Source organism: Mucilaginibacter sp. (genome assembly GCF_028288225.1).
GTDB lineage: Bacteria > Bacteroidota > Bacteroidia > Sphingobacteriales > Sphingobacteriaceae > Mucilaginibacter.
In genome coordinates this window covers 19,692-43,788 of sequence record NZ_JAQBOC010000044.1, presented here as the reverse complement: position 1 = coordinate 43,788, position 24,097 = coordinate 19,692, and the positions used below count along the sequence as shown (strand labels likewise).

General features: G+C 43.4%; 29 protein-coding genes and 1 pseudogene. 5 read left to right on the top strand and 25 right to left on the bottom strand.

Annotated elements, in window-relative coordinates:
• From JWQ54_RS13550 to JWQ54_RS13510, 9 genes and pseudogenes are all read right to left on the bottom strand, one after another.
• A partial coding sequence (locus JWQ54_RS13550) for a hypothetical protein (RefSeq protein WP_299585526.1) occupies window positions 1-70 on the bottom strand: 70 nt, incomplete at its 3' end.
• A gap of 138 nt (window positions 71-208) precedes the next feature.
• A pseudogene (locus JWQ54_RS13545) lies at window positions 209-927 on the bottom strand (CHC2 zinc finger domain-containing protein); the annotation flags it as partial.
• The gene (locus tag JWQ54_RS13540) at window positions 924-1,097 is read right to left on the bottom strand and encodes a hypothetical protein (RefSeq protein ID WP_299585522.1); all 174 of its coding nucleotides are present in this window, start codon (window positions 1,095-1,097) and stop codon (window positions 924-926) included. The pseudogene JWQ54_RS13545 and the gene JWQ54_RS13540, both read right to left, overlap by 4 nt.
• Window positions 1,098-1,345: 248 nt before the next feature.
• Window positions 1,346-1,633, bottom strand: coding sequence for a hypothetical protein (locus JWQ54_RS13535; protein ID WP_299585520.1), 288 nt, complete (start codon window positions 1,631-1,633; stop codon window positions 1,346-1,348).
• Window positions 1,634-1,771: 138 nt separating this feature from the next.
• Window positions 1,772-2,341 carry a hypothetical protein gene (locus JWQ54_RS13530; RefSeq protein ID WP_299585518.1) on the bottom strand — a complete coding sequence of 190 codons (570 nt, stop codon included), beginning with the start codon at window positions 2,339-2,341 and terminating at the stop codon, window positions 1,772-1,774.
• Window positions 2,342-2,657: 316 nt separating this feature from the next.
• Window positions 2,658-2,801, bottom strand: a complete 144-nt coding sequence (locus JWQ54_RS13525) for a hypothetical protein (RefSeq protein ID WP_299585516.1) — start codon at window positions 2,799-2,801, stop codon at window positions 2,658-2,660.
• Between the two features lie 106 nt (window positions 2,802-2,907).
• Window positions 2,908-3,333 carry a hypothetical protein gene (locus JWQ54_RS13520; RefSeq protein WP_299585514.1) on the bottom strand — a complete coding sequence of 142 codons (426 nt, stop codon included), beginning with the start codon at window positions 3,331-3,333 and terminating at the stop codon, window positions 2,908-2,910.
• A 204-nt stretch (window positions 3,334-3,537) separates the two neighbouring features.
• Entirely contained in the window at window positions 3,538-4,116 is a 579-nt protein-coding gene (locus tag JWQ54_RS13515; protein ID WP_299585512.1) for a response regulator transcription factor, read from the bottom strand.
• Window positions 4,113-4,331, bottom strand: coding sequence for a hypothetical protein (locus JWQ54_RS13510; protein WP_299585511.1), 219 nt, complete (start codon window positions 4,329-4,331; stop codon window positions 4,113-4,115). Before JWQ54_RS13510 ends, JWQ54_RS13515 begins: the two co-directional genes overlap by 4 nt.
• 193 nt (window positions 4,332-4,524) lie before the next feature.
• On the opposite strand from JWQ54_RS13510, the gene JWQ54_RS13505 reads away from it, so the two are divergent.
• On the top strand, window positions 4,525-4,878 hold the full coding sequence (locus JWQ54_RS13505) for a hypothetical protein (RefSeq protein ID WP_299585509.1): 354 nt from the start codon (window positions 4,525-4,527) through the stop codon (window positions 4,876-4,878).
• Between the two features lie 331 nt (window positions 4,879-5,209).
• Here the strand turns inward: JWQ54_RS13505 and JWQ54_RS13500 are convergent, their stop codons facing one another.
• From JWQ54_RS13500 to JWQ54_RS13490, 3 genes are all read right to left on the bottom strand, one after another.
• Window positions 5,210-5,650, bottom strand: a complete 441-nt coding sequence (locus JWQ54_RS13500; RefSeq protein ID WP_299585524.1) for a zinc ribbon domain-containing protein — start codon at window positions 5,648-5,650, stop codon at window positions 5,210-5,212.
• A gap of 86 nt (window positions 5,651-5,736) precedes the next feature.
• Complete coding sequence (locus JWQ54_RS13495; RefSeq protein ID WP_299585507.1) at window positions 5,737-5,937, bottom strand: recombinase family protein; 201 nt, start codon at window positions 5,935-5,937, stop codon at window positions 5,737-5,739.
• Window positions 5,934-6,176, bottom strand: a complete 243-nt coding sequence (locus JWQ54_RS13490) for a hypothetical protein (protein ID WP_299585505.1) — start codon at window positions 6,174-6,176, stop codon at window positions 5,934-5,936. Before JWQ54_RS13490 ends, JWQ54_RS13495 begins: the two co-directional genes overlap by 4 nt.
• A gap of 123 nt (window positions 6,177-6,299) precedes the next feature.
• Between JWQ54_RS13490 and JWQ54_RS13485 the strand changes: the two genes are divergently transcribed.
• From JWQ54_RS13485 to JWQ54_RS13470, 4 genes are all read left to right on the top strand, one after another.
• Entirely contained in the window at window positions 6,300-6,656 is a 357-nt protein-coding gene (locus JWQ54_RS13485; protein WP_299585503.1) for a hypothetical protein, read from the top strand.
• Window positions 6,617-6,892, top strand: a complete 276-nt coding sequence (locus JWQ54_RS13480; protein ID WP_367187098.1) for a UPF0758 domain-containing protein — start codon at window positions 6,617-6,619, stop codon at window positions 6,890-6,892. The genes JWQ54_RS13485 and JWQ54_RS13480 overlap by 40 nt, the downstream gene beginning before the upstream one ends.
• A 24-nt stretch (window positions 6,893-6,916) precedes the next feature.
• Complete coding sequence (locus JWQ54_RS13475) at window positions 6,917-7,315, top strand: hypothetical protein (protein WP_299585499.1); 399 nt, start codon at window positions 6,917-6,919, stop codon at window positions 7,313-7,315.
• A gap of 361 nt (window positions 7,316-7,676) precedes the next feature.
• The gene (locus tag JWQ54_RS13470) at window positions 7,677-8,525 is read left to right on the top strand and encodes a hypothetical protein (RefSeq protein WP_299585497.1); all 849 of its coding nucleotides are present in this window, start codon (window positions 7,677-7,679) and stop codon (window positions 8,523-8,525) included.
• A 245-nt stretch (window positions 8,526-8,770) separates the two neighbouring features.
• Here JWQ54_RS13470 and JWQ54_RS13465 read toward each other — a convergent pair whose 3' ends face one another.
• The 13 genes from JWQ54_RS13465 to JWQ54_RS13405 all read right to left on the bottom strand — a co-directional run bounded on the left by JWQ54_RS13465 (window position 8,771) and on the right by JWQ54_RS13405 (window position 23,997).
• Complete coding sequence (locus JWQ54_RS13465; protein ID WP_299585495.1) at window positions 8,771-10,294, bottom strand: SusD/RagB family nutrient-binding outer membrane lipoprotein; 1,524 nt, start codon at window positions 10,292-10,294, stop codon at window positions 8,771-8,773.
• Window positions 10,295-10,312: 18 nt separating this feature from the next.
• A complete protein-coding gene (locus JWQ54_RS13460) occupies window positions 10,313-13,750 on the bottom strand; it encodes a SusC/RagA family TonB-linked outer membrane protein (protein ID WP_299585493.1) in 3,438 nt (1,145 codons plus the stop codon).
• A 26-nt stretch (window positions 13,751-13,776) separates the two neighbouring features.
• On the bottom strand, window positions 13,777-14,814 hold the full coding sequence (locus tag JWQ54_RS13455) for a FecR family protein (protein WP_299585491.1): 1,038 nt from the start codon (window positions 14,812-14,814) through the stop codon (window positions 13,777-13,779).
• A 72-nt stretch (window positions 14,815-14,886) separates the two neighbouring features.
• Complete coding sequence (locus tag JWQ54_RS13450; protein ID WP_299585489.1) at window positions 14,887-15,513, bottom strand: RNA polymerase sigma factor; 627 nt, start codon at window positions 15,511-15,513, stop codon at window positions 14,887-14,889.
• A 133-nt stretch (window positions 15,514-15,646) separates the two neighbouring features.
• A complete protein-coding gene (locus JWQ54_RS13445) occupies window positions 15,647-16,732 on the bottom strand; it encodes a bile acid:sodium symporter family protein (RefSeq protein WP_299585487.1) in 1,086 nt (361 codons plus the stop codon).
• 24 nt (window positions 16,733-16,756) lie between these two features.
• Window positions 16,757-17,686, bottom strand: a complete 930-nt coding sequence (locus JWQ54_RS13440) for an RraA family protein (RefSeq protein ID WP_299585485.1) — start codon at window positions 17,684-17,686, stop codon at window positions 16,757-16,759.
• 30 nt (window positions 17,687-17,716) lie between these two features.
• Complete coding sequence (locus JWQ54_RS13435) at window positions 17,717-19,009, bottom strand: amidohydrolase/deacetylase family metallohydrolase (protein WP_299585483.1); 1,293 nt, start codon at window positions 19,007-19,009, stop codon at window positions 17,717-17,719.
• 78 nt (window positions 19,010-19,087) lie between these two features.
• Window positions 19,088-20,299 (bottom strand): aminotransferase class V-fold PLP-dependent enzyme, encoded by a 1,212-nt coding sequence (locus tag JWQ54_RS13430; RefSeq protein ID WP_299585481.1) that lies wholly within the window; start codon window positions 20,297-20,299, stop codon window positions 19,088-19,090.
• A 10-nt stretch (window positions 20,300-20,309) separates the two neighbouring features.
• Window positions 20,310-20,771, bottom strand: a complete 462-nt coding sequence (locus tag JWQ54_RS13425) for a RidA family protein (RefSeq protein ID WP_299585479.1) — start codon at window positions 20,769-20,771, stop codon at window positions 20,310-20,312.
• Between the two features lie 45 nt (window positions 20,772-20,816).
• Complete coding sequence (locus tag JWQ54_RS13420; protein ID WP_299585477.1) at window positions 20,817-20,969, bottom strand: hypothetical protein; 153 nt, start codon at window positions 20,967-20,969, stop codon at window positions 20,817-20,819.
• Window positions 20,970-20,971: 2 nt separating this feature from the next.
• Window positions 20,972-21,259, bottom strand: a complete 288-nt coding sequence (locus JWQ54_RS13415) for a hypothetical protein (protein ID WP_299585475.1) — start codon at window positions 21,257-21,259, stop codon at window positions 20,972-20,974.
• Between the two features lie 4 nt (window positions 21,260-21,263).
• Window positions 21,264-22,190, bottom strand: a complete 927-nt coding sequence (locus JWQ54_RS13410; protein WP_299585473.1) for an SMP-30/gluconolactonase/LRE family protein — start codon at window positions 22,188-22,190, stop codon at window positions 21,264-21,266.
• A complete protein-coding gene (locus JWQ54_RS13405; protein ID WP_299585471.1) occupies window positions 22,183-23,997 on the bottom strand; it encodes a c-type cytochrome in 1,815 nt (604 codons plus the stop codon). Before JWQ54_RS13405 ends, JWQ54_RS13410 begins: the two co-directional genes overlap by 8 nt.
• Window positions 23,998-24,097: the final 100 nt, after the last annotated feature.

The following is a 24,097-nucleotide window of genomic DNA, read 5'->3' as shown; positions in this document are numbered from 1 at the left end:
TATATTTCTTTAGCAGCTTGGCGTGACCATCAGTAAATGCTGTGCCGCAAGCTGCAACGGTGTTTGGCATGCCGCCCTGGTGAAAGCTGATCACATCGTAATAGCCCTCAACTAAAACCGCAAACTTACTGTCCCGGATGGCTTTGCCTGCCTGGTAAAGCCCGTATAAAATATTTTCCTTTTTGTAAACTAAGCTGTCGCGACTGTTAATGTACTTGGGGTTATCCTTTTTGCCATCTTCCATCTTACGGCCGCCAAAGCCAACTATCTCGCCCCGCTCGTTGTGATCGGGAACATGATGCGGTCGCGGTTGATATCATAATTGCCGTTAGCTCCCTTTTTTACAAGGCCCAACTCCTCGGCCGGCACAAACATACCGCGCTCAATCAAGCCGTCAGTTAGCAGCCGGCCTTTAGCCGGAGCATAACCCAACTGGAAATCAATTATACTATCGTTAGTGAGCAAGCGGTTACCCAGCAGCTCCTGGATCACCGGCGAAAAGGGCTCAACCGGCCAGCTTCCGCAGTTGAGCTCAAATAGCGCTTTTTGGTATTTGCCGGCAGCCCACTTATTTATGGTTCGGTAATCAACCTTTTTTGCCTTTTGCTCTTCGGGCTCCTCGTTTTTGGTTTTTGTTTCCTCCAGCGTGATCCCGAACCAATCGGCCAGGTATTTAACTGCAGGGATAAATTCCATGCGTTCTTTATCCATCACAAACTTAATGGCATCAGCGCCGCCGGCGCCGCAGCCAAAACACTTGTAAATGTTTTTAGCCGGGTTAACCATAAAGCTGCCGGATTTCTCATCATGGAACGGACAGCAGCCGTTATAATTAGCCCCCTTTTTTTTCAGGTCATCCACGTATTTTTTTGCAACCTCTACCAGGTCAATGTCGCGGATCTCCTGGATTGAATTTTCTGTGATCATATTAACCCCTCCTGTTTATCAGACATCTGCTTAAATGCCTGTATCCGCTTTTGCTCATTGGTATTTAGGTCAACCTCATTGAATTTTATCGGCACGTTATTGAACCGACTCGTATACTGCCAAAAGGCACGTTGGGCGTCTTTAAATTGTTTTTTCTGTGTTTTAGTCATGGCTTGATGCTATTTTGCATAAAAATCTATTCTGCCGAACGTTCTATGCCTAAAAGTATATTTGTCCGCTTTAGAGGCTAAAGCGTTTGTAGAGGCTTTAATTGCCGTTTCCGAGCCTACGTATTTTTCCAACTGGCCGGCGCCCACCCCAAAGCGCACTCTTATAATGAAAGCGCCTACACTTTTTAACTTCGGTTGAAATACTATCCGAAAGTTTTTGTTGATCAATTTGCGCTGCATCTTTGCCATTACACTTCCATTTTATCCAGGCATTGCTGGCAGTTAATAACTCCGTTATCTCCATCAACCGGGGTGTGCTCACAAATACTGCAGTAATAAATTTGAGGCTTCCTGCCTATAGTGTTTTGCGCTATTTGCTTATTTATTGTCTGCAAAATACCTTCAGCTTGTATAGTTTGCTGAAACCGGGGGCTAAAAATTAAGATCTCAATTTCCCTGAGCTCGTTCTGTGAGCACGCTTCAAGAAACTTCTCAGGCGTGATCACTATATTGTTTTGTTGCTGGATGGTTGGCATGGCTTTATGGTGCTTTGTTTAAATAACCGGTAATTCTTTTCAACTCTCTTTTTGTGCCGGTACGTTTTTACATCAATTGATACGCCTATGGACACAAGGATTATAAATGCTATTCCGATAATGATCATGGTACCAGGTTTAAAATATGCTTGCTACTTTACGCTCAACCAGGTGTTTTTTTATGGCATCCGGGATGCTGCGGCCATGCTTTACATAAATGGTTGTTTTGCTATTGATCATCACACCTGTTTTGCCAGGGATGGCCAATAAGCCCGAAGTGATAAGCGGGTAATTGGCAAACTCAAACTGCATAGCCTCTTCATCACCCGGCTCAACCTGTTTTTTATTCTGCAGCTGCTGCAGGCGCTCCTGATCATCCTTAATCTCCTTAAGCTTTTTTTGTGCTGCAGCTAATTTTTCAGCCTTTTGATTTGCCCGGAAGATCCTGTCCTGCTCCGCCAGGATCCGCTCCGCTGATTTCTTGCTGTTCCGGGCCTCCTGGTTAATAGCTAAATCTTCCGGCAGCATTTTTTTACGGCCCAAATTGGGGTTTACCCGCTTCGCCGGGCGCTGCATGTGCGCTGTCATTACGCCTATGCACATCGTTTCTGCGGCTTCAACGCGGTGAGTCTGCATTGTGTCAAGCTGACTTTCTACCGGGTAATAGATCTTTTCCGAAGGGCTTAATAATTGTGAGTACTCGTTCATATATTGTTTAAATTGTTTAGCTTACTTACAGGTTTTTTTAAAAGACTGCTTACCCTCGCGGTTCGCAGCCTTAACCTAAACCTTATCACAAAGACAAATTGAAATCGCCTTGTACCACCAAAACCCCGCGTTTTATGGCGGGGCAGTGGATAATACCGGCAGCGCTGACCGGACCTAAACCTTATCACGAATTTGCCGGCACAGGGTTGTAACCAGGCGAAGTGTATAAAGAACTATGCGTAATACCGGCAGGGGTTGCCGGGCCTCAAATCAGCCTTCTTTATTTGCTGATATAAAGAACTATCCCCCTATATTTTTAATAGGTAAATGCCCTATCTAATTCAAATTCCAATTCAGTATCAAGCCGGCCAATCTCCCGCCTCAGCATCCCATCGCTGAGCGATCCGTAATTGATCATTAGCTTTATAAAATAGTCCTGCCCCTTTTTTCGCTCTATCATCGCTACCTGGTGTAACCGGGTGTAAATGTTGGATACCTCAGGTTCAATACCTGCTGCACCTCTTTACGCCTGATCAGCAGACCGTTTATCCGTACCCATTCCGCGCTCAGCATGCTCGTGGCACTCCTTTCATTGACTGGCAAAATGTTACGATTGGAATAATCTCCTTAGCATATTTTTTATAGTAATCGGAGTCTTCCTTAGGCGCCAGTAGCTTGATTACGCGCTGGTTTAATAGAATTAATTCGCACATGTAGTCCAATGAAGCTTTTCGGTCTTCGTTAAACACCCGGGCAAATGCCTCAGCTAATTCCGCCCTCGCCTCCTCATTAACATGTTTAAAAACATTTGCACGGGCATTTAGCCAGGTTATGAAAGTCTCACAGATATATAACCGGTTGTAGAAATATATCGCGCGAATAGCCTCGCTTTTATCGGCTACGGTTACCGTGACCTGCTTAAAGCTCTTCGGGCCAGTAAGTACCAGTTGCAGGGGGAATTGGCTAAGTGGTAGGTCTTTTGCTAACATCATAACCTGGCAATTAACAGAAGTGTAAAAATTTGCACACAAATGCGCAGATTGCGTACAATTAAGGCAATACCATCGTTAATTGTATTGGCTATGTGGTTACTTTGTACAGTGACAGTTATAGTCATATTTTTTTCAATTAATTAGTAAAGCAAAAAGGCAGTTCAGAACTTGGCGGTGACGGACTGCTTTTTTTTTGGTTAAAGGTTATATAAGGTTCTTTTTAAATGCCAGTAAGATCAATTCAGATTTATTCATTACGCCCGATTTGGCGTAGATATGCTTTAGATGAACTTTTACGGTTTCCTCGCTGATCCCAAGCGTGTAGGCTATTTCTTTATTTTGTAAGCCCCGTGCAGCCAGGGTAAACACTTTTATTTCGCTTGCAGTCAGATAGTCGCCGTTAGGGCCAACAACCAAGGCATCGCAAAGCCTACCCTCAACCGGGCATTCACCACCGCGCTTGGGGCACGGCCACCACTCATTATGCAGAAACTCTCCGTTTACGACGTCTGCCTTGCCGTCGAAGGCTCCTGAACAGCAGCTGGTGTATTTTTCTAATTGTTCATTATCTGTTTCGTAGCCTAAATAAACAAGGGCTTCTGCTTTTACTGCATGCTTAGCTATATCCTTCCGGATGATGTTTTTAATATTTTCAGCCGCATCCTTCACCCTGGCAGCTACTCCCTTTGTAATAAAATAGCTTTTTTCCTGATCAGTAGGATCGTTAAAAAACTCTATCCGTGTGTCGGATGGCAACAGGCCGGCAGGTAGTATGCGGATCATAATGAGGCTATCGTTTGTTTTTTTACAGATAGAGCTTGCTTATATTCTGCCGCAGTTTCAATGGCGGCAAAAATCACAGCCTCATTATTTGATCTCCCGGATAAAATATTTCTTAAACTGCCCGGTTTAAGATTGAATTTTTTCGCCACTTCCTTCCGTAGATGGGTGGGTAATTCAGTTCTTAATTTTTCTAATTCTTCTTTAGTAAATGGCATAACACTATTGAGTTATTTTATAAATGCGCTATTAGTGACACTTTTGCATGCAAATAATGACACAATAGTATGCAAATAATGACATTACATGCAAATATATTCTCCAAAACAAGCAGTATTATTCATAAAGATTTGATTATAAGTGCATTAATTTTCAAATATTAGTGCAAGGATGGAGCACGTAGGAAAACTATTGCAGGAAAAGCTGAAAGAACCGGGTATGCCGAGCGCAAAAGACTTTGCAGCGTTGATGGCAATGTCTGTTCGCACACTTTATAATGTATTTAATCAAAGTTCAGATTTAACATTCCCTCAGGTTGTCAAAGCGTCTGAAATTTTAAAGTATGATCTTATCGGCCATTACTTGAAAGCGGATGATAAGCTTTGGATTTTACACGAAACTGAAGGGGCTTATCGCAAAAAGAAAAAAACACTTACAATTAGTTTGCAATTACAGGTGGCTTTTGATGATGTGGCTATGTTGCCCGATGTACTGAAAGATTTGAATGATGTGGCTCAAAAAAGAGGGTTTACAATATTAAAATAGTGCTCAAATTGCAGTTTGAGTTCCAACAATTATATATAACTAACTGAGTGATAAGGCTAAAAATTATTTCGTCGGGAGCACCCTACTGGACAAGTGAAAAAGAGCATCACTTGTCCAGTTTTTCCTAATACCTAATTTGCTGTTAATCAATAAATAGCGTCCATCACTTCGTTCCTTCGCGTAGTTCGAACCTCAAACCCGTCAAATACCATATTTTCGGGGTAGAGTGAACTAATTACAGCGTTCCGCTTCACTATGTTCTCGCTATTATAGCTGATTATCAGCTGCTTTGAGTTCGTAATACATCTCGTCACCATCTCATCCACATTTTTTACTGCAAAAGCAAGGTCGGGAAGCCTGGCCTCCAGCACTGTAATCCTGTTTTCACAATCCCGCTTAACCGCCTGAAAATCAGCGCCGGTAATTCACCCGATAACAAAAAATCCCTCGCCTGCTCAATCTTTCCATTTAGCTCCCGGATCTCCTGGAGAATATTTTTCCGGCTATAATCGCCGTTATTGGCCTTTAGCCGGAACGCTTTACGCAGCACTTCCTCATAAAAAGGCTCATAACCATCCCTGACAAAAAACTTATTGACGGTCTGCTGAAATACCCCGTTGACCTTTTCCGCATTAAACCGGCATTTGCAGCTGCCCGAACAATGGTAATAATGATAATAGGCCCGGCAGCCTTTGGACATACTGCCAGATAACCTTCTTCCGCACTTCGGGCAAATCAAGAACCCCCGCAATGGCAACGCATTTACGGACACCCTGGGCGGGGTTACCCCGACAGACACCCGCCTTTTTTCCTTGCCATCTAAAAAATCCTGCACCTGGTAAAACAACGTTTCCCCGATCAGTGCCTCAGGCTGGCCATCACCAGGTCAGCAGCTTCATCCTGGTAGGCGGGAACAATGATCTTTCCGCAATACACCGGGTTGCGCAGCAAACGCCAGAAATTATTAAAACCGCAGGTTATTCCTTGTTCCTGCGCCATCCGGTAGACCTGCCTAATCGCGTAGGTTCTCGTGGCCAGCCGTTTAAAGGCGTCTTTCATAATGGTCGCCTGCGGCACATTGGGGGCGATATATGCGTTTGCAGGATCCCGTAGTTCCTTTTGATGATCTTAAATATTTTCGGCAGGTTATCATGCGCTTTTTGTGCATCTCTGAAAGCCTTTTCCCGGTTAAACTGGTTGCGGCAGCCATCATTGCAAAAACGTTTATCCGTCCTGCCAAATAGTTCTTTGCCGCAGTTTTCACAATGTGTTATCGCTTCTGATTTTAAAACAGGCATTTACCGGCTATTTTTTAACGTACTGGCCAACTGTATGATAAACGGTATTACCGGGTAATTGTTCTTTTTACCGGGTAATCGGTTAGCCCTTTTCAGTTTTGCTGCGGACAAAATCATTAAACCATGAAAGAAGATGTGATCGCAACAGAAAGCTTTAGCCATTATGGCAAAACCTATTTTTTTGATTACCTGCGCGCTGCGAATGGAACGGACTATATCCGCATCGCCCGGAGTGACAGGCAGCCGGATGACCACTTTGAAAAACAGTGCGTGGTTATCTTTGAGGAGAATTTCCCCCTCCTGCTGGAAGCGATGTCCTCTTTGTTCCGGACAGCGGGTACCAAAGAGCGGCAGGTATTAAACCCGAACGTACAGCTGACAGGGAACGCACGACGGGTATCAAAAGCTGGGACCCGGAATGCCGCCCACGTGAAAAGCTATTGCTACAGGGCCGGGATGCCATGGCCGATGCGGAACTGATTGCTATGCTGATTGGCGGCGGTTCCCCCAAGCAGACGGCCGTTAACCTGGCAGCGCAAATTTTAAGGAGCATCGATTTTAACCTGTCGCGGCTATCCAAACTGAGCATCGAAGAGCTTTGCCGCTTTAAAGGGATGGGCCATGCCAAATCGTCGTCCATCATTTCCGCCATGGAACTGGCGGTGCGGCTGGCTAAGGATCAGCCCCAATTTTATTTAAAAGCAGTCAACCATTAAATCTATGATGCCATGTTGTATATCATGCCCCTGATCCGGCGCCTGCCCGGCATTTTTAGTATTTTAAAAGTATCACTGCTGGCATGGAGGGAAACCGGCATCGGCCTTTGGCCTATTAACGACTGGCACGAAGACCGGCTGACCCGGTACCTGGGCGAGTTGTACGAAGCCACGCAAAAACAATTGGCAGAGCAGCTCCGGCGCGAAGTTACCCTGCCCTTATGGAATGCCTGTTTACCCGCAGATGTATCCGGCGGCCCGGACCTGAGCCTGCTGTTCAGCCTGCTGTTGAATACATTTCCACCGGATCGCTGCTGTGAGGAAAGCGTTTTGCTGGAACAAATCCAATGGGCGCTCATCGCCCTGGTTTATCCTGAGGAACCCGGTGAGCTGACCGTAGAGGAAGTTTTGGAACGCGCTTAAAGCCAGCAGTTCCAGCCGCATCGCTGTCGCTCTGCCGCTTTACTGCATTGGAAAAGACCGGGCGCAGCCGTCTGCCTCGCTGCGCTTCGGAGCCGCCCGCACCCGGACTTTTTGCGGCCACCTGTAAGCCATCTATAACCGCTGTTCAACTTTTCCCTCAATTCTCCAATGGCTTTTTCGTAGCAAAGTTCTGATAAGCCGGGACATCCCGTCAAGGCCGGGCTCCAATGTCATTAAGTTAAGGTACAAATAACTGATAATCAACTACTTAGCTTGTTTTTTTTCAATATATTTTGTATATTTAATTCATAATCAAATAGTTAAAGTGCAAAAAAAAACCTCATTTTTAATCGTAGAAAAATTGAGGAAAACAATTTTCAGCCGGGAGCTGGCTGTTAAATTTAAAATGGAGGAAAAAGACTTTACCAGGAACAGGAAGCGGCCATTCAGTGCTACTTTGCTATTTATGTTCAATTTGTTGAGAAAGAGCCTGGCTATTGAAATAGACGGCTTTGTACGCTATTTAAACGACCATTTTTCCTCCAGCAATACAAAGCACTTTACCTCAAGTGCGTTTGTTCAAAACAGGAAAAAGATTAGTCCGGCGGTGTTCAATCATCTGTCGGAAGTGATCATTGAGAATTTCTACACTGCCGATAACGATTCATTAATTCTTTTAAATGGCTTTAGAATACTTGCTGTTGATGGTTCCAGGATTATGCTTCCTTTCACTGACGAATTAAAAAAGTGTTATGGAACAACAAAAAATCAGTTTGGGGGCACTATTGTACAAGGAAGGGCATCTGTTTTATATGATGTTTTAACCGGGTTGCCCGCAACAAACTGCTGTTTTTTATTTTCCTCGGTTTCCGTTTTCAGATGCATGACAAAGCGCTACCACTGGAACAACGTGGGAGCTGGTACTGCTTTCAAGCTCAAACAGTGTTCTTGCAGCGGCGTCTACTTGTCCGTTTTCAGCGGTACCAACCAGTACGCGGCAGACGTGCGCTGCATCTCCCACTTTTCAATAAAAACAGAAATCAGCTATCCTGAGGAAACCGTGATTAATACAGGCAACGTATTGAATACAGCCAACGGACGGTTCACTGCTCTTACAAGTGGCTTCTGTATGTTCTATGGAGCTACACAATTTGACAATGGCCTGGTTGCGGGTAATCCAGTTTTGGAACTGTTACTTTGTATTTGGTAAAGAACTTTGCGGGATCTGGTACAGTACTCACTCAAACCATTGCATCCAATCCGGGAACTGGTTACAAAAGTAGGATTCTAAGGAGGCTCTTTTATATGGATTACACGGTTCCTTTTACAAATATTTAAATCACCAGAAATTGATATGCCATATTGTTTGTTGACTTTAAAGGTTGACTAATTATCAAAAAAAAAATCAGGAGGGGCTCCCCCCGCCTGATCTAATTTTCATCAACTCAATTCAATTTATTGTTTATCCCACCAGATCCTGGTCAGGAAATCGTCAGGCCCTTGCCGGCTTATTGCCGCAGCATAGGATGCCGCATTAAGATTTTGTTCACTTATGGGGTAAAGCATTCTTCTGAAAATTTTACCTCCCGTAGCATTGCCAACATAATTATTAGGTACCAGGGCAGGGTAGCCTGTGCGCCGGTAAGTAGCGAAGACCTCCTCTGCGTCCGGAAATATTCCAACCCAAAACTGTGTGTATATCTGTTGCATATTTTGGTCGAGCGTACCGGCCGTATTAAATTTATGGTGCGCTATATAAGTATTGATCTGGTTATCGGTTATCGCCCCGGCGTTGCCGCCAATTATAGCCCATTGGCGCATTGAAGCGGAGATGCCGTTTTCGTACGCCGCTGAAGCGGATGAGCCACTATACCAACCCCGTGAAGCAGCCTCAGCCAACAGAAAATAGCTTTCGGCAGCGGTAAATATAAGGCGGGGAGAATTTAATAGCAATATAGTCTTGGGGTTAGGTTCCGAATATGTTACAAAATCGGCGGGTTTTGTATTCAGCCCGGCCGACATTCCTTTTTGTATAGCAAAAGTAGTGTCAGCAACGCCATTATTGTACACAATAGATATTACGCCCAGGCGGGGATCTTTATTTGTTTTAAGGTAGTTTATAAACACATCCTGGTATTTACCGCCTTCTGTATTTGTAGCGCCATCCTGCGCTATATAATCGCTGTTCCAAAGGTTATTGGCAAGCGGATTGATGTTAATATCCTGGCCGGAACCTACATAAGGTACTTTGGCTATATCGGCATCATCTAAAATAACTCCGCCTGCAATAGCTTTTGTTGCCCATGTCTGTGCACCGGCAAGGTCAACCTTTGTCATGCGCATGGCTAATCTCAACATCAGGGAATAAGCAAATTTCTTCCACTTAACGGTATTGCCGCTATAGATGAGGTCGGCATCGCCAAATGTGGTCGATTTGCCGGCATCAAGGCTGATTGCCGCCTGGTCAAGCTCTTTAAGCAGATCGGCATAGATGTCTTTTTGCGGGTCATAAACAGGTTTATATATTGCGCTGTTATAACCTTGCCCGGCCTGTGAGTAAGGAATATCGCCGTACAGATCGGTAAGCCTGCTAAAGCAATATGCCCGCCAAATACGCGCTTCGGCAACAAGGTTGCTTTGCGTTGGATCAGTACCAACTCCCTTAATAACCTCTACCAGCTCGTTGATCTGGTTTGGATAGGCGCTACTAAATTCCCCCGCCGACGCCTGGCTTTGGGCTAATATGTATTTTGAGCCAAAACCTGCTACGTCATTAAAGCTGGTTGTGTATTGCATGGTACCAAGTAAAAGGTTCAGCATGCCCGAAACACCATCGTATTCGGCCTTGGTGAATATATACCCCGGAACCGGTTTGGGCGAACTGTTTGGATCTGTATTAAACTTGTCAAAGTTTTTAGTACATGATTGTATTGTAATAATGCCAAATATTATCAGCACACAATAAATATTTTTTTTCATCGTATTCAAATTTAAATATTAGAATTTAACAGAAAGGTTTACACCAAGTGAACGGGTGCGTGGTAAACCGATTGATTCAAAGCCCTGATCATTGCTGTTGGTGAAACTTTGTTCCGGATCAAAATTATCCGTCTTTTTGTATATCGTCCACAGGTTACGTGATACCAATGAAATACTTGCCGACTGAATATGAACCGCCTTTAAATCAAACACAGGCAGGTTGTATGATAAAATAACCTGGCGCAGCTTAACAAAGCTTCCATCATGTAAAAACAGGTCTGAATAGATTTTATAATTATCATAGTACGTACGCAAACCGCTGACAGGAACGGTACGGGTGTATGGAGCCCCGGTTTGGTCAACACCATTTAATAACAATCCGTTTTCGCGGCCTGGCAGGGTCATTTTGGTTAAACCAAGGCGTGTGGCATACACCTCTGCTTCTGAAAATACTTTGTTGCCAAATTTCCCGTCGAGCAGGAAGCTAAGTGAAAATCTTTTGTACCTGAATTCGTTGGTTAAGCCCATTGTTACCGGTGCAACGCTTTTTCCGAGAGGAACATAACCCGTGGCTACCGGCAATCCGGTAGTCTTGTTAAAAATTACCTGCCCGCCTGCATTTTTTTTCATTTGCGTGGCATATATTGTACCAAATGGCAGGCCTTCAGTATTATTTAGCAAGCCGTAGTTGTTTACAGTTGCGGCAAGCTGTATGGTAGATAGTCCGGGTGCAAGCCTCACCACTTTATTATCATTATAAGCTACGTTATAACTCACATTCCAGCTAAATCCTTTTGATTTAACAGGTGATCCGTTCAACATCACTTCAATACCTTTATTATCCATCTCGCCGACATTTAGTATAACATTATTATAGCCGGATGTTGATGATATAGCGGTGTTCACAATGTCATTAGTAGTTTTACGGTTATATACGGTAATATCCAAACCTAACCTGTTCTGCAGCATCTGCAATTCAATGCCCGCTTCAGATGTTGTAGAAGTGTAGGGTTTAAGATGGCTATTGGTAATATCATTGCTGGCCACATTTTGTAATGGCTGACCGGCACTGAGGATGCTTAGATAAGCAAGGTTAATTTTATATGCATCCGGTGCCCCGCCACCTACCTGGGCCCATGAAGCTCTCAGCTTGGCTAAGTTAAAGAATTCAGGTAGTTTAACAGCGTCAGACAAGATGAAACTACCACCCACGCTGGGATAAAAAATGCTGTTGTTTTGTGGGCTAAGTGTTGAAAACCAATCTTTACGACCTGTAAATGACAAGAATAGTAAACTTTTATAATCAAAATCGGCCGACCCAAATATTGAATTAGTTACTATCTTGGCATCATACGGTGTGGTTTTTATTTTTGCAAGGTTAGTTGTACTGTAAAAGAAAGGTATTGTAAATTGCGATCCGTCAGTGGTTTGTTGGTTTGTAACATTTTGACGGCCGTTAACCCCTCCTAAAATTGATACGTTTACATCTTTTACAATTTTTGTTTTGTAAGTGGCCGTAACCAGCTCATTTGTTTCAGAAACATCTGATTGAATTCCCTGGTATTGGCCGGTTATCATGTACAGCGTACCGGAGGGCAATATGTTTGAATAGGTATAATTATAAAAGTCGCGGCTTAATGTAGCTTTAAAAGTAAGGTCTTTTATCGGGGTGTATAAAACTGAGCCTTGTCCTATAAAACGATCTTTAACATCATCCTCTTTAAATTTATTGATCACAAAGTAACCGTTTGAAGCAATGGAAGCATCATTCCAAACTATTTCCTTGCCACTGGCATCGTAGCCCGGGTTCAACCAACGTATGTCTACTGTATTAGCAACTTCAAGAGGTGTCCAATTGGGATTGCCTAACGCGTCGCCGGCGCCGGTGCGGTTATGCCCGGTTTCAATGTTATATTGAGCAAGGGCCTCAATAGATATTTTGCTGCTTAGTTTAGCGTTTAACGCAAGATTAAATGTTTTCCGGTCATAAGTAGTTCCGGGTAAAATACCTTTACTGTTAAGATCAGCTAACGAAAACCGGTAAGTAATACCCTCGTTGCCACCTACAAATGCAAGGCTGTTGGTATAAGTGGTGCCTGTTTGATAATAGTTTTTTAAATTATCTTTTTGAGCTGAATATGGATGCGTTTTACCGTCAACAGCCACATAGTCTGTTGCCCCGTCGATTTTGGCGCCCCATGACCGCCTGCCGGTAGCCTGTGCATTAGCTAAAGTCATAGGTTTAACACCAGCATCTCCCTGGCCGTATTCATACTGATAATCAGGAAAAACAGCCACATTATCATATGTTGCGGTAGAGTTAAATTCAATTCCTACGCCTTTTTGGGCACGGCCTTTTTTGGTGGTGATAAGAATTACGCCGTTTGCAGCACGTGAGCCATATAAGGCAGCAGCGGTACCGCCTTTCAGCACACTGATTGATTCAATATCGTCCGGGTTAATAGCAGCGATACCATCGCCACGGTCAACGTTATTGGTTGTTCCGTTTACAGTTGGCGCGCCGCCAGGTACGCTGTTATCAATGGGCATACCGTTTACCACGTATAATGGCTGGTTGTCACCAGCAAGGCCGCCGTTACCCCTGATAACTATCCGGCTTGAGCCACCGGGCCCGGTTGATAAGCCCGCGGCATTTACCCCCGCGACCTTACCCGATAAGCCGTTCGCCACGTTGTTTTCACGGGCCTGGGTAAATTCACTTCCCTTTACTTCAGTTACAGAATAACCGAGTGATTTTCTTTGCTTACTTATACCAAGAGCGGTAACTACAACTTCATTGAGCGTGCTGGTATTTTTCTTCAATTTTATTTGAACAGCAAGCGTCGGATTAGAAACAGTAAACTCCTGCCGGTCATAACCAATATAAGCTACTTCAAGAGTAACAGGACCATTTGCATATTTATCAGGTACACTTAGCTTAAAATTACCTGACACGTCAGTAGCCGCACCTATTTTAGGATCGGCTTTAAGAAAAACGGAAGCATTAATAATCGGCTCATTATCAGTAGCATCAATAACCTTTCCTGTAATAATAGCTACAGCCTTATTATCAGAAGTCTCTTTTATAGAAAAAATAGAGATCTGGTTATCATTGATTTTACGGTATTCGAGCTGAAAAACTGATAACAGTTGTTTCAGGTTATCGTCAAGATTAAATTGCCAGGCGTTGTTCGCCAAACTTGCCGGCACAAATTTATTGTCCAGCAGTCCTTCGTGGTAAGCAATTTGAATTTTAAATTGCTTCTTCAGGTTGTCGAGCGCATCCTTTAACGTTACCTTGTTTTCAACGACCTGTTGTACCGTAAGGTTCCGGGCTTTTAAATGGACGCTATTGCTGGCGAATGAAGTTTGGCCAAAGCCGTAAACCGACCGGCCAAGCAAAGCCAACAAGAAACAGCAACATTTCAAAAAAGCTGATAAGTCAAGTTTTTGCATAATTAAGTTGTTTAAAGGTTAGTTTGTTAGTTTTCTGTGATGGTAATATTTTTATCAGCGTGCGTAATTTTTACTGACAATGTGGTCGAGATGGTTTCCAGAAGTTCATCAACATTTGATACACTTATCTCCCCCTCAATTTTCAGATCGGCAAGTTTTGGGTCCGGGATCTCAATGTGATAGCCATAATCATCGGTCATTACCTCGCTGATCTGCGACAGAGTGGCATTATTAAATAAAAGCTGGTGGCTGGTCCATCCGGTAAGTTTTTCAGGCACAGCAAGCTTTTTCTGCGCAACCACGTGTTTCTGTGCATATTCCACATAATCGCCCTTTTTCATAACAAGCAATTGCTTACTACTTGATGCCTTGTCGAGGTATTCTAAACGGATCTTACCGCTTATCAGGCCAACGTTAGTTTTATTATGCCGGGCACGCACGTTAAATGAGGTACCCAATACTTCTATGCTTACGTCATTACAATGAACAATAAATCTTTCGGTAGCTTTTATATGGGCCGGGTTTTTGTTAATGTGCCTAACGTTAAAAAAACCTTCTCCGCTAATCCAAACTTCCCTTGGATTTTTATTCCAGTTATTCACATAACTCAATTTAGAGTTTCCGTTTAAAACTACTATTGAATTATCGGGCAGGGTGACAGTGAGCACTTCGCCAAAGGCGGTGGTAATATCTGTTTTTGCGTTATGTTTAAACGTCCATAATGCAATGGCCACCGATGAAATCAATATTACTGCGGCAGCAACGCGCATGAACGTATTTAACCTGAATATTTTTTGTTTTGCAGCAGGCTGAGATTGAAGAGAAGCCTCAATATTTCCCCAAACTTTTTGCTGGTTAGCTCCATTTGTAAAAACATCCTGCTTGCGGTAGGCGCGTATAATTTTTGAAGCCTCATCAATAGCTTCCTCTTGCGCCGGATACGTGGCCACAACCGAGCGCCAAAAATTTATATCAGTTTCTGATGGATTAATTACAAAACGAACAAAATCGTCGTCATCTAAAAAATCAGGAACGGTGTAAGTATGATATTTCGCAATCTCCATGCTATATAAGTTTCTTATTTAAAAACTATATACATGGGTAACCTTAATTATCCCTTTGAAAATGAAAAAAAATTATTTTGTGTGAATACTTGTGCCTAAACAGGAGTAAAGGCTTAAAAAAATAACAAGTTTGGATGTTTTCAATACAGCCTCCAGATTATTAAAGGCCTTATAAATAAGCTTATATGCCGAACTGGTATTTATTTCCATAATATCGGCAATTTCTTCATAACCTAAACCTTCATAAAAGCGGAGGAAAATAATCTCCTGCTGCCTGGCCGGCAGATCTTTAATAACCGATCTTAATTTAAATTGCAGTTCGCGTTCTTCTTCGTTAGCGATGATCTGATGATCAAATGAAATTTCAAAAAAAAAATTGTATTCGGGCTTATCATCCAGGTCAACAAACCGCGACTGCCATTGTATTTTGCGAAAAATTATGTTTCGTAGTGACTTATACAGATAATTTTTTACCACTACGGGGTTACCCAAAGTAGCCTTGTTTGTCCATAATTTAATAAACAAATCATGTACAGCATCCTCAATAATATTTGCGTCCCTGGTAAATTTATAGCCGTAATTATTGAGCATTTTAAAGTAATCATTGTATAACTTAGTGTATGCCTCCCAATCCCCCGCCTTAAAGGCAAGCCATATTGCAGTGTTATCTTCGTTAAAACTCACAATACTTTTTTGCATAATTTGTTAACCCTATATACTTTTTAAAAAAATCAAAAAAGTATGTTTTATCAAATATAACAATGATTTTACATAAACTTCAAATTGTACGAACTGTGTGTTGTAATAGGATCAGTATTTCACTATGAAATATTTATTCTCCTTTGAGCGGCTTGCGGTGCCAGTAATTAGCCAGTAACGATCCGGTAGTATTCATAAGAGGGCCAAATACCGCAGGTGCCAGGCCAACAGTAGCAATTTTACCCATTGCTTTTGCTAGTCCTGATGCCAGCCCGGCGTTTTGCATCCCTACTTCAATAGCCATTGTGCGGCAATCCCGTTCAGACATTTTAAATAAACGGCCCGACCAGTAACCCAATATGTATCCCATTAAATTATGGATCAGCACCAGTAAAACTAACAAACCGCCAATATTTAACAGGCTATCCCTGCCAGCAGCGGTAATAATTACGATAATAAACGCTATCCCGAACATTGATACCAGTGGCATAAGTGTTTCCAGCCATAACGCCCGCTTAAGTAGATATTTATTAAAAAGAATACCTGCCCCAATGGGTATGATCACTATTTTTACAATATCCCACATCATGCTTAGGGCATCGATCTTAATAAATTCCCCACCAAGCAGCTTCATGAGCAATGGCGTAAAAATGGGAGCCAGCATAGTAGAAACTGCAGTTATTGTAACCGATAATGCCAGGTTGGCTTTTGCCAGGTACGACATTACATTGGAGGCCATACCATTGGGTGAGCAGCCTACCAGAATTATGCCGGCAGCAATTTCAGGCGGGAAACCACTTAATTTGGCTAATGTAAAACCAAGCAGCGGCATAATTATAAAATGGCTGCCAACACCTATAAACACTCCCTTGGGCATTTTGATAACCCCGGCAAAATCGCCAAGACCCATTGATGTGCCCATTCCAAACATAATAAGCTGTAAAAGCGGGGTAATAAGCCCGGCCAATTTAAAGCCCTTAACTTCAACAAAATATTGCGGATAATATAAGGCGGTTGTTACCGCTGCAAAAATGATAAGCGTGTACGAAAAGCCTTTTGTGAGTTCTGCTCCACGAACTGCAATGGATAACATTACAAAAAAGGCTATGATAAAAGGGCCGGCAAAGGCAATCCCATCGTGGCAAATGCGCCAAACAGCAGCAAGCAGGCAAAGTGCTGCAATACCTGCAACAATTTTATAAATACCGATATTTTTCAAAACTTAAATTTAGGTTATGGTTTATTACCAGGTGCGTTTTTCCATAAAGGCATCTAACTGTGCCCTTGTTATTTTCACTTCATTGGGATTTTGGTCAAGCCATTTCATGAAAGCTTCCTTGATCTTGTCGGTCCATTGGCTGTCAATTTCACCGGTGGCAAATGTGCCTGCTTTGAGCATAGCATGTCCGAACTTGTCTTTCAGGTCAATAAATTCCGCCGTAGCTATCACTTTTTCGGCTAAATGGGCCGGGATAAAAAGCACACCTTCTTTTTCAGATATAACAAGATCGCCCGGCAATACTACCGCACGGCCAATGCGGATAGGCGTATTAAGCCCCATCAATACCATTTCCTCCAGATAAGAAGGATCAAAATCGCGCACAAAAGCATTAAACCCCTTGATCTCCTTTAATCCGCTCAGATCTCGTGCAGAGCCGTCAAAGATCACTCCATTACCTGATTTGCTGAAAATCGAGTTTCCAAGGTTATCTCCTATCAAAGTTCCGCCCCTGATCTTCCCGAAACCATCAGCTACATAAACATCTCCTTTGGTCAAAACATCTATCGGCCACGAATTGGTATTCCCCTTTCTCCCCTGTTTTGCGCCCCGGTCCTTAATGTTTTTTTCAATATCGGGACGGCTTGGCATAAACATAGCGGTAACAGCACGGCCAACAACGGGTATGGTATCATTCACCAACTTCCACCCGCCTTCAAACTGGTTATTATATCCCTCGTTTCTCAACACTGTCCAGGCTTCCTCTATGCCAATCTTTTTTGCTCTTTCAATCAGGGCGTCCGGAATTTTCGGCCTGCCATCAGGGAAACGCTCGCCTTTCCATTCGGATGTGTAAAAAACCAACTCATCCTTCGAGATGGTTTGCGCTTTAGCTTCCTTGTAGCTGCCTATGCTTGTAATAAGCGCTAAGGTTAAAAGTTTATAATATTTCATGGTTTTTATTAAAAACAAAATATACTTGATTTAATGGTCTTCGCCCTTTAATGCTGCCTGTTTGCTTCTGGCAACATTTTTAGGCGGATAAACAGGTGTTGCTATTCCGTTAAGATCATATACAATTTTTCCTGCCCTTACAGTAAGTTCGCACTCCAGTTTCTTATTGGTTTCCATCTTATAACCGGTATAGTCATATAAACCAAATTTACCTTCACGAACACTTAATATAGCCACATCAGCACCAGATCCTACCGATAGGTTCCCCAGTTCCTCGCGTTTTATTTCCTTCGCCGGGTTTGAAGTGCTGGCTTGGATTACATCATGCAGTGACATCCCCATTGCTAAAAATTTAGTCATACAGATAAGCATATCCTTCATGGCATCGTTCATACTGCCAACGTGAATATCTGTGCTGATAGAATTAGGAAAGAAACCTTCTTTCATCGCGGGCAATGCCTGCGAATAAGCAAAACTGATCCCTCCATAACCTACGTCAAAAATAATCCCGCGTTTCCTGGCTTCAAAAACAAAGGGTTTTACCTTGTTGGTTTGCAGGTCTACCAAATACTCCCGGCTGCCCAGCTGGCCAAAACAATGGGTAAAAATATCGCCCGGGCGCAGGTGTTTCATAAACAGCTCTTCAATTGATAGCGGCGGATTGCTCCCGCCAAAATCAATCATAACCGGGATCCCACCTCCAAGTGTGCCCGCTTCTACGGCACGGTCAGCTGGTGTCCAGTCATGCCCTTCGAAATGAGCCAGTTTAATACCTACCACAATGTCCTTGTATCTTTTGGCAACCAGGGCAGTCATCTTTGGGTCCATGTCGTTTACGTTCTGTTCGTAACCCCCGCGCATGCCTTCGCCAACAATATTTAAAAGCGCCAATACCCGCGTTTTTGAAACATCAATAGTTTGCGCTTTAAATGTTGGGAAAGTCCGCCAGCCCGAGCTGCCGGCATCCACAACAGTGGTCACGCCGTTTCTAAACGTAAAGCCATCAGGAGCTATACCAAGGTTTCCGTCTTCATACTGGTGATCCGGCTGGGTACCATAAAAATCATGTGTGTGGATATCTATTAATCCTGGTGTAACATACATCCCCTTTGCATCAACTACCTGGATCCCTTGTTTTGGGTCGATGTCTTTTGAGATAAGGGCTATTTTACCATTACTAACAGCGATGTCCAGATCTGCGTCGATGTTATTTTTAGGATCGATGATGTGACCACCTTTGATCACAATATCATACGACTGTGCCATAGCCAACCGGCAGAGCATGCCCGAAAGGATTATTAATAAGAAGTAGGTTTTTAGCATTTTGAGATTAATGGTTAATACACGATCAAATATTATGGTTTACAATTCCGGCTTACCAATAGTAAGTACAAAAATTTATCAGGTAGCTTGTTGCAATATAGATTTTACTCTTCCTGCTACAACATCAACCTGGTCCGGCCGCAAAAGTACTACGCCAATAGTCAGGTGTTCATCCCTGCCGTTTGCAACAATACTTGGCGTGCCATCTTTCAGGGCTTTTACTACCTCTTTAGGTTTAATTTTAATTTTACTTTGATCCCAGGTTACGTTCAGGCTCGGGAAAGCATTGGCCGGTCCCGGGTCAACTGAAAGCTCGGTTTTAACACTCGGTAAACTTTCCAGCTGCGAGCCAATAGTTTTGGTGCGCTGGATCCAGTCTTCCCATTCTTTCTTATGATCCCTTTCCAGGTAAGCTTTCAGGGCGGCGTACATGCCAAACATTTCTTCCTTATTTACCTTCATTGGCCTGCCTATGGGCGCTTCGTTAGGGCTATGATTAAGGCGGGCAGCAGTGATCAGGTCCTTACGACCAAAAAGCAGGCCCGCGCTTTGAGGTCCGCGAATCATTTTACCGCCCGAAAAAGTCACAAGGTCAAAACCTATTTTCTGAAACTTAAACAGATTTTCAACAGGCGGCACGTCTGCAGCGGCATCTAAAAGCGTTGGGATATTATGCTTTTTGGCAACAGCCACAAAATCGCTGTGCGAAATACTGCTCTTTTCTGCCGCATTAAAAAACAACGCCATTACTGTTTTTTCATTAATAGCCTTCTCCATTTCCTCCGCACCTTCTACCTCAATAATTTTGGCGCCGGTTGTAGTTACAGCCTGGTCAAAAAGATAACGGTGTGTTTTTTGCATGATCACCTCGGGCCGCGGGCCGGGCAGGTTTGGCAATAGTTTGATCTTTTCAGGGTCTGTACCTGTTATGGCGGCCGCGGTGCTCAGCAATATAGCACATGCTGCGCCCGAAGTAACCATAGCTGATTCCACCTGCAGCATTTCGGCAATTTTAGCGCCTATTTTATCCTGCACTTCGTACATGTTGGCAAAATCGTGCGAGGTTGAATTAATAGCCTCCAATACTTCCGGGAGCATTAACGAACCTGATAAAAAAGTCATGGTTACCGATGCATTAATTACCGGTGTAACGCCGAGCTCTTTAAACAGGTCGCGCGCCGGCGCCACCGGCCGGGTAGGTGTGGTTTCTCCAATTGAAGCTGCCTTGCTCACCAGGCCGCTTGCCAATGGCAATAGGGTAAGGCCTTTTAGTATATCTCTGCGTTTCATTTTAATTTGTTTATATGTAAGCAATACAATCCATTTCTACCAATGAGTTGCCCGGTACACCACCTTTGGCCACGGCAACTGTGGTACGTACCGGTGGGTTTTTGCCAAAGCGGCCTTTATAAACCTCGTTCATACCCTGGTAGTCTGCAATATCATTCAGAAATACGCCTACTTTAAGCACTTTTTCCATTGACGAACCGGCCTTTATCAACTCTTTTTCCAGCTCTTTCAATACAATTTCGGTGTGCGCCTTAATTTCAAATGGTTCAACATGCGCGCCCTTACCGGCTATAAAAACCATATTACCAAGTTTGGTTGAACCGGAAAATAAAGGTACATCCTGCAATGTTGTTACATTGTTAACTACCTTTTCATCAGCAGGCGCCGCTATTGCATCCTTGCTTATTCCGAATATGGATAATCCAACTGCTGAGGCCAGCATTTTCTTTAAAATTGATCTTCTTTTTTCCATGATGTTTTAGTTTTAGTTTGTATGATGTTTTCTTGTTATTCCTGGTTATTTTGAGTTGGCGGGGGGACTTTTTGAATTTAACGTAAGAATGTATTTTACAATCTTATTAGCGTCGGCCAGGGGAATCGCCGGATGAGGAGCCATAGGGACAGCGCCCCATACACCGCTGCCGCCATTAATTACTTTTTGCGAGAGCATATTTACCGTGTTTTGGTCCTGCGGATATTTTTCTGCAACGGCTGTATATGCGGGCCCAACCAATTTTCTGCTATTTTATGGCATGCCAGACAGTCAGACTTAGCAATAAGCGCCTTACCGTCTTCAATTTCAGGCACTGTGGCAAACGGTGGCGGCGGTATTACTTTAGCTGGTGCGGCTGTCACCTTCTTTTTTACGACAGCTTTTTTCTTTACCTGGGCTGATACATTGCTGAAGCATGCAGTAAACGCAATGCATAAAGCAGCTATTAGTATTTTTTTGATCTTCATATTATCATTTCTGTTCTTTAGCCATCTTCCATTCGCGGCCCGGGTCATCTACCCTGAAAGTTTCAAGATTGCCCTGGTCCTGTAAAGTAATGTATACGGTCCTGCCATCCGGCCCGCCAAAGGCAACATTGGTTGGCCGCTTACCGGTGAGTGTTATTTCTTCCAGGATCTTTCCTTCAGGCGATACTTTGGCCACTGTTCCTTTACCAAACCGCGCCTGGTAAATATTGCCTTTTATGTCGCATCGTAATCCATCCATTCCAAAATCAGTAAATTCTATCACCAGCCTTTTATGGCTTATTTTACCTTTGGATGAAAGATCATAAGCCCAAATTTTTCGCTTTTCATTTACATATAAGGTATGATTATCAGGGCTTACATCAATCCCGTTAACGGTTGCCATGGTGTCTAAAAGTGTCACTTTTCCATCCGTGTCAATGCGCCAGATCTTACCTGTTCCGGCCTTCCAGTTTGGGTCGCTGGCATAAAGTCTGTTTTTATTGTCAATGGCAATATCATTTGGCTGGCTCATTCCATCCTCATGCGCAAAAACACTTTGCTGTTTGGTAGCCATATCAACCTTAATAATATTGTGCCCGGTATAATCTGCAATAAACATATTGCCATGACTGTCAAACCTGATCCCGTTACCAACGCTTCCTTTTGGCAATTCAATAAATATGCTGGCTTTTCCATCTGGCGTCATTTTACCAATGGTACCATCATGATCAAAATTAACAGCATAAACATTGCCGTCTTTATCAACTGCGGGCCCTTCTACCCCGGTAGTGAAGCTTTTAACAGGTGTAAACAGCGACGACTTAAAAAGTGCACTATCTGCGGATTGCGCATTTGAATTTATTGCAATAAACATTGCAGGTAGTAATAACCGCCCGGATTTAAAGGCCGAATAAAAAATTGATTTAGTCATGTGTTTGTTTTGGTGTCATTTTTCTAACGGCACTAACTTGTGCCGGGGTCACAATTTCAGGAATATTAGCAAAGTTCGATTTGATATAAGTGAGCACTTCAGCTATTTGCTCGTCAGTCAAAAAGCTGCCGTGTGCCGGCATTACTTCGTTATACGACTGGCCTTTTACCTGTACCGGCCCTTTAAGGCCATTAAGCACTACGTTTATCAGCCTGTTTGTATTATAATTTACCCATTCTGACTGCGCCAAAGGGGGGAAACGATTTCCATCGCCCTTGCCATCGCTTTGATGACATGCCACACAATAAGTACTGTATACCGCCGATGTTGCCGGTAAATCTTTAAACAGGTTATCTTTGATCTCGTCGGGTGTTTTAATGTTAGATGCCGTCAGCTTGCGATTCTCCATTGCTGCCAGCTGGGGTGTCCCGAAGCTTTTTTTATCGCCCCGGTACATAATGCGCCAGATCTTCCCTTTTTCGGTATCGCTTACATACAGCGAGCCATCAGGCCCTTCAGCCAAACCCATCGGGCGATATACAACATTACTTACATTTACAATAGGGTCAATGCCGGCAAAGCCATCTGCAAATACCTCCCAGGGACCCGAAGGTTTGCCGTCTTTAAACGGAACAAATGCAATAATATAGCCTGCCTGCGGATAAGGGGCGCGGTCTGTAGAACCATGAAAGGCAACAAAAGCGCCATTTTTATAACGGGCCGGGAATTGTTTCCCTTTATAAAACAAGAGGTCATTGGGTGCAAAATGAGCCGGAAAGGCTACTATTGGCTTAGCTAGTTTTGTGCCGTCGCCTTCTTTTGTGCCGTCGCCGCCAAACTCGGGGTTAAGCAGCTTTTTATCTTTGATCTGGTCGTAGTAATAATAAGGCCAGCCGCCGTCAAGGCCTTTATTTACTTTAAAAAACTCTTCTGCAGGCTGCATCGCGCTTTGCCAAGGCGAATAAAGGTCGGGCCAAAGCATCCGGAGATCATCGCGGCCATGGCTTACCGTATAAAGCAATTTACTTTTTGGGTCCCAATCCAGGGCGACGAGGCTTCTTAATCCTGTTGCATATCTTACCCCATCAGATTGATGCTGGTTAGTTTTATTGGCGTCAAACATCCAGATCCCGCCATGGTCTTTTAACCAGGGGTTGCTTTTATCAGGCGAACCCGGATCGCCAACACCGGGAGAACCCGGTAAGCGATTTTTTTCCTGACCTGCATTTGATCCGGCACCCCAGCCTACAAAGATGTGCCCTTTATTATCAAATGTAATCGGCTTGGTCTGGTGTTCGTGATAGGGCGGGTTATCGATAACAATAGTATCCATTTTACTATCCGGAGCTAATTGCCCGCGTTTAAGCTTCATCCTGTACACCATCAACTCTGAGCTGAAATACAGGTAGCCGTCGTGGATGCGCATGGCAGTTCCGTAAGTATGACCGTCATATTTACCAAAGGGGGTTATGATATCAGCTTTACCATCGCCGTTGGTATCCCTGAGCGCAATATTGCCATAGCCTCCATTTGTACGATGATTCCTTGCTTTTACATAAATATCGCCGTTTGAATTAACAGCAATATGCCTCGCCTGCCCCTTTAAGCTATCAATAACAACTAAGGCCTTAAAACCGTCGGGCAAAAAAAGGCCGCCATTGTTTGCATCAGCAGCTAACCTGGTATTATTCAGCGAAAAACCCATCACGATAACCAATATCCCGGCAATAATAAATTTCAATGAATGCGAATGAAAATAACGTAAGGCCTTAGTAATAGCTTTTCGGGTGTTATTTGTAATCTTCATTTAGGTAAAATTTATATATAACAATAATTGGTCTAACGGAAATGGAATGTTTGTTTTAATACTTTCAACCTGTTAAGTTAAATATACTAACAGATTCATA

What these genes read in the sequence shown, in the direction of transcription:
- JWQ54_RS13540 (WP_299585522.1), bottom strand. Translation starts at nt 1,097, where the DNA reads ATGACTAAAACACAGAAAAAACAATTTAAAGACGCCCAACGTGCCTTT.
- JWQ54_RS13535 (WP_299585520.1), bottom strand. Translation starts at nt 1,633, where the DNA reads ATGCCAACCATCCAGCAACAAAACAATATAGTGATCACGCCTGAGAAG.
- JWQ54_RS13530 (WP_299585518.1), bottom strand. Translation starts at nt 2,341, where the DNA reads ATGAACGAGTACTCACAATTATTAAGCCCTTCGGAAAAGATCTATTAC.
- JWQ54_RS13525 (WP_299585516.1), bottom strand. Translation starts at nt 2,801, where the DNA reads ATGATAGAGCGAAAAAAGGGGCAGGACTATTTTATAAAGCTAATGATC.
- JWQ54_RS13520 (WP_299585514.1), bottom strand. Translation starts at nt 3,333, where the DNA reads ATGATGTTAGCAAAAGACCTACCACTTAGCCAATTCCCCCTGCAACTG.
- JWQ54_RS13515 (WP_299585512.1), bottom strand. Translation starts at nt 4,116, where the DNA reads ATGATCCGCATACTACCTGCCGGCCTGTTGCCATCCGACACACGGATA.
- JWQ54_RS13510 (WP_299585511.1), bottom strand. Translation starts at nt 4,331, where the DNA reads ATGCCATTTACTAAAGAAGAATTAGAAAAATTAAGAACTGAATTACCC.
- JWQ54_RS13495 (WP_299585507.1), bottom strand. Translation starts at nt 5,937, where the DNA reads ATGAAAGACGCCTTTAAACGGCTGGCCACGAGAACCTACGCGATTAGG.
- JWQ54_RS13490 (WP_299585505.1), bottom strand. Translation starts at nt 6,176, where the DNA reads ATGCCTGTTTTAAAATCAGAAGCGATAACACATTGTGAAAACTGCGGC.
- JWQ54_RS13485 (WP_299585503.1), top strand. Translation starts at nt 6,300, where the DNA reads ATGAAAGAAGATGTGATCGCAACAGAAAGCTTTAGCCATTATGGCAAA.
- JWQ54_RS13475 (WP_299585499.1), top strand. Translation starts at nt 6,917, where the DNA reads ATGCCCCTGATCCGGCGCCTGCCCGGCATTTTTAGTATTTTAAAAGTA.
- JWQ54_RS13465 (WP_299585495.1), bottom strand. Translation starts at nt 10,294, where the DNA reads ATGAAAAAAAATATTTATTGTGTGCTGATAATATTTGGCATTATTACA.
- JWQ54_RS13460 (WP_299585493.1), bottom strand. Translation starts at nt 13,750, where the DNA reads ATGCAAAAACTTGACTTATCAGCTTTTTTGAAATGTTGCTGTTTCTTG.
- JWQ54_RS13455 (WP_299585491.1), bottom strand. Translation starts at nt 14,814, where the DNA reads ATGGAGATTGCGAAATATCATACTTACACCGTTCCTGATTTTTTAGAT.
- JWQ54_RS13450 (WP_299585489.1), bottom strand. Translation starts at nt 15,513, where the DNA reads ATGCAAAAAAGTATTGTGAGTTTTAACGAAGATAACACTGCAATATGG.
- JWQ54_RS13440 (WP_299585485.1), bottom strand. Translation starts at nt 17,686, where the DNA reads ATGAAATATTATAAACTTTTAACCTTAGCGCTTATTACAAGCATAGGC.
- JWQ54_RS13435 (WP_299585483.1), bottom strand. Translation starts at nt 19,009, where the DNA reads ATGCTAAAAACCTACTTCTTATTAATAATCCTTTCGGGCATGCTCTGC.
- JWQ54_RS13430 (WP_299585481.1), bottom strand. Translation starts at nt 20,299, where the DNA reads ATGAAACGCAGAGATATACTAAAAGGCCTTACCCTATTGCCATTGGCA.
- JWQ54_RS13425 (WP_299585479.1), bottom strand. Translation starts at nt 20,771, where the DNA reads ATGGAAAAAAGAAGATCAATTTTAAAGAAAATGCTGGCCTCAGCAGTT.
- JWQ54_RS13420 (WP_299585477.1), bottom strand. Translation starts at nt 20,969, where the DNA reads ATGCTCTCGCAAAAAGTAATTAATGGCGGCAGCGGTGTATGGGGCGCT.
- JWQ54_RS13415 (WP_299585475.1), bottom strand. Translation starts at nt 21,259, where the DNA reads ATGAAGATCAAAAAAATACTAATAGCTGCTTTATGCATTGCGTTTACT.
- JWQ54_RS13410 (WP_299585473.1), bottom strand. Translation starts at nt 22,190, where the DNA reads ATGACTAAATCAATTTTTTATTCGGCCTTTAAATCCGGGCGGTTATTA.
- JWQ54_RS13405 (WP_299585471.1), bottom strand. Translation starts at nt 23,997, where the DNA reads ATGAAGATTACAAATAACACCCGAAAAGCTATTACTAAGGCCTTACGT.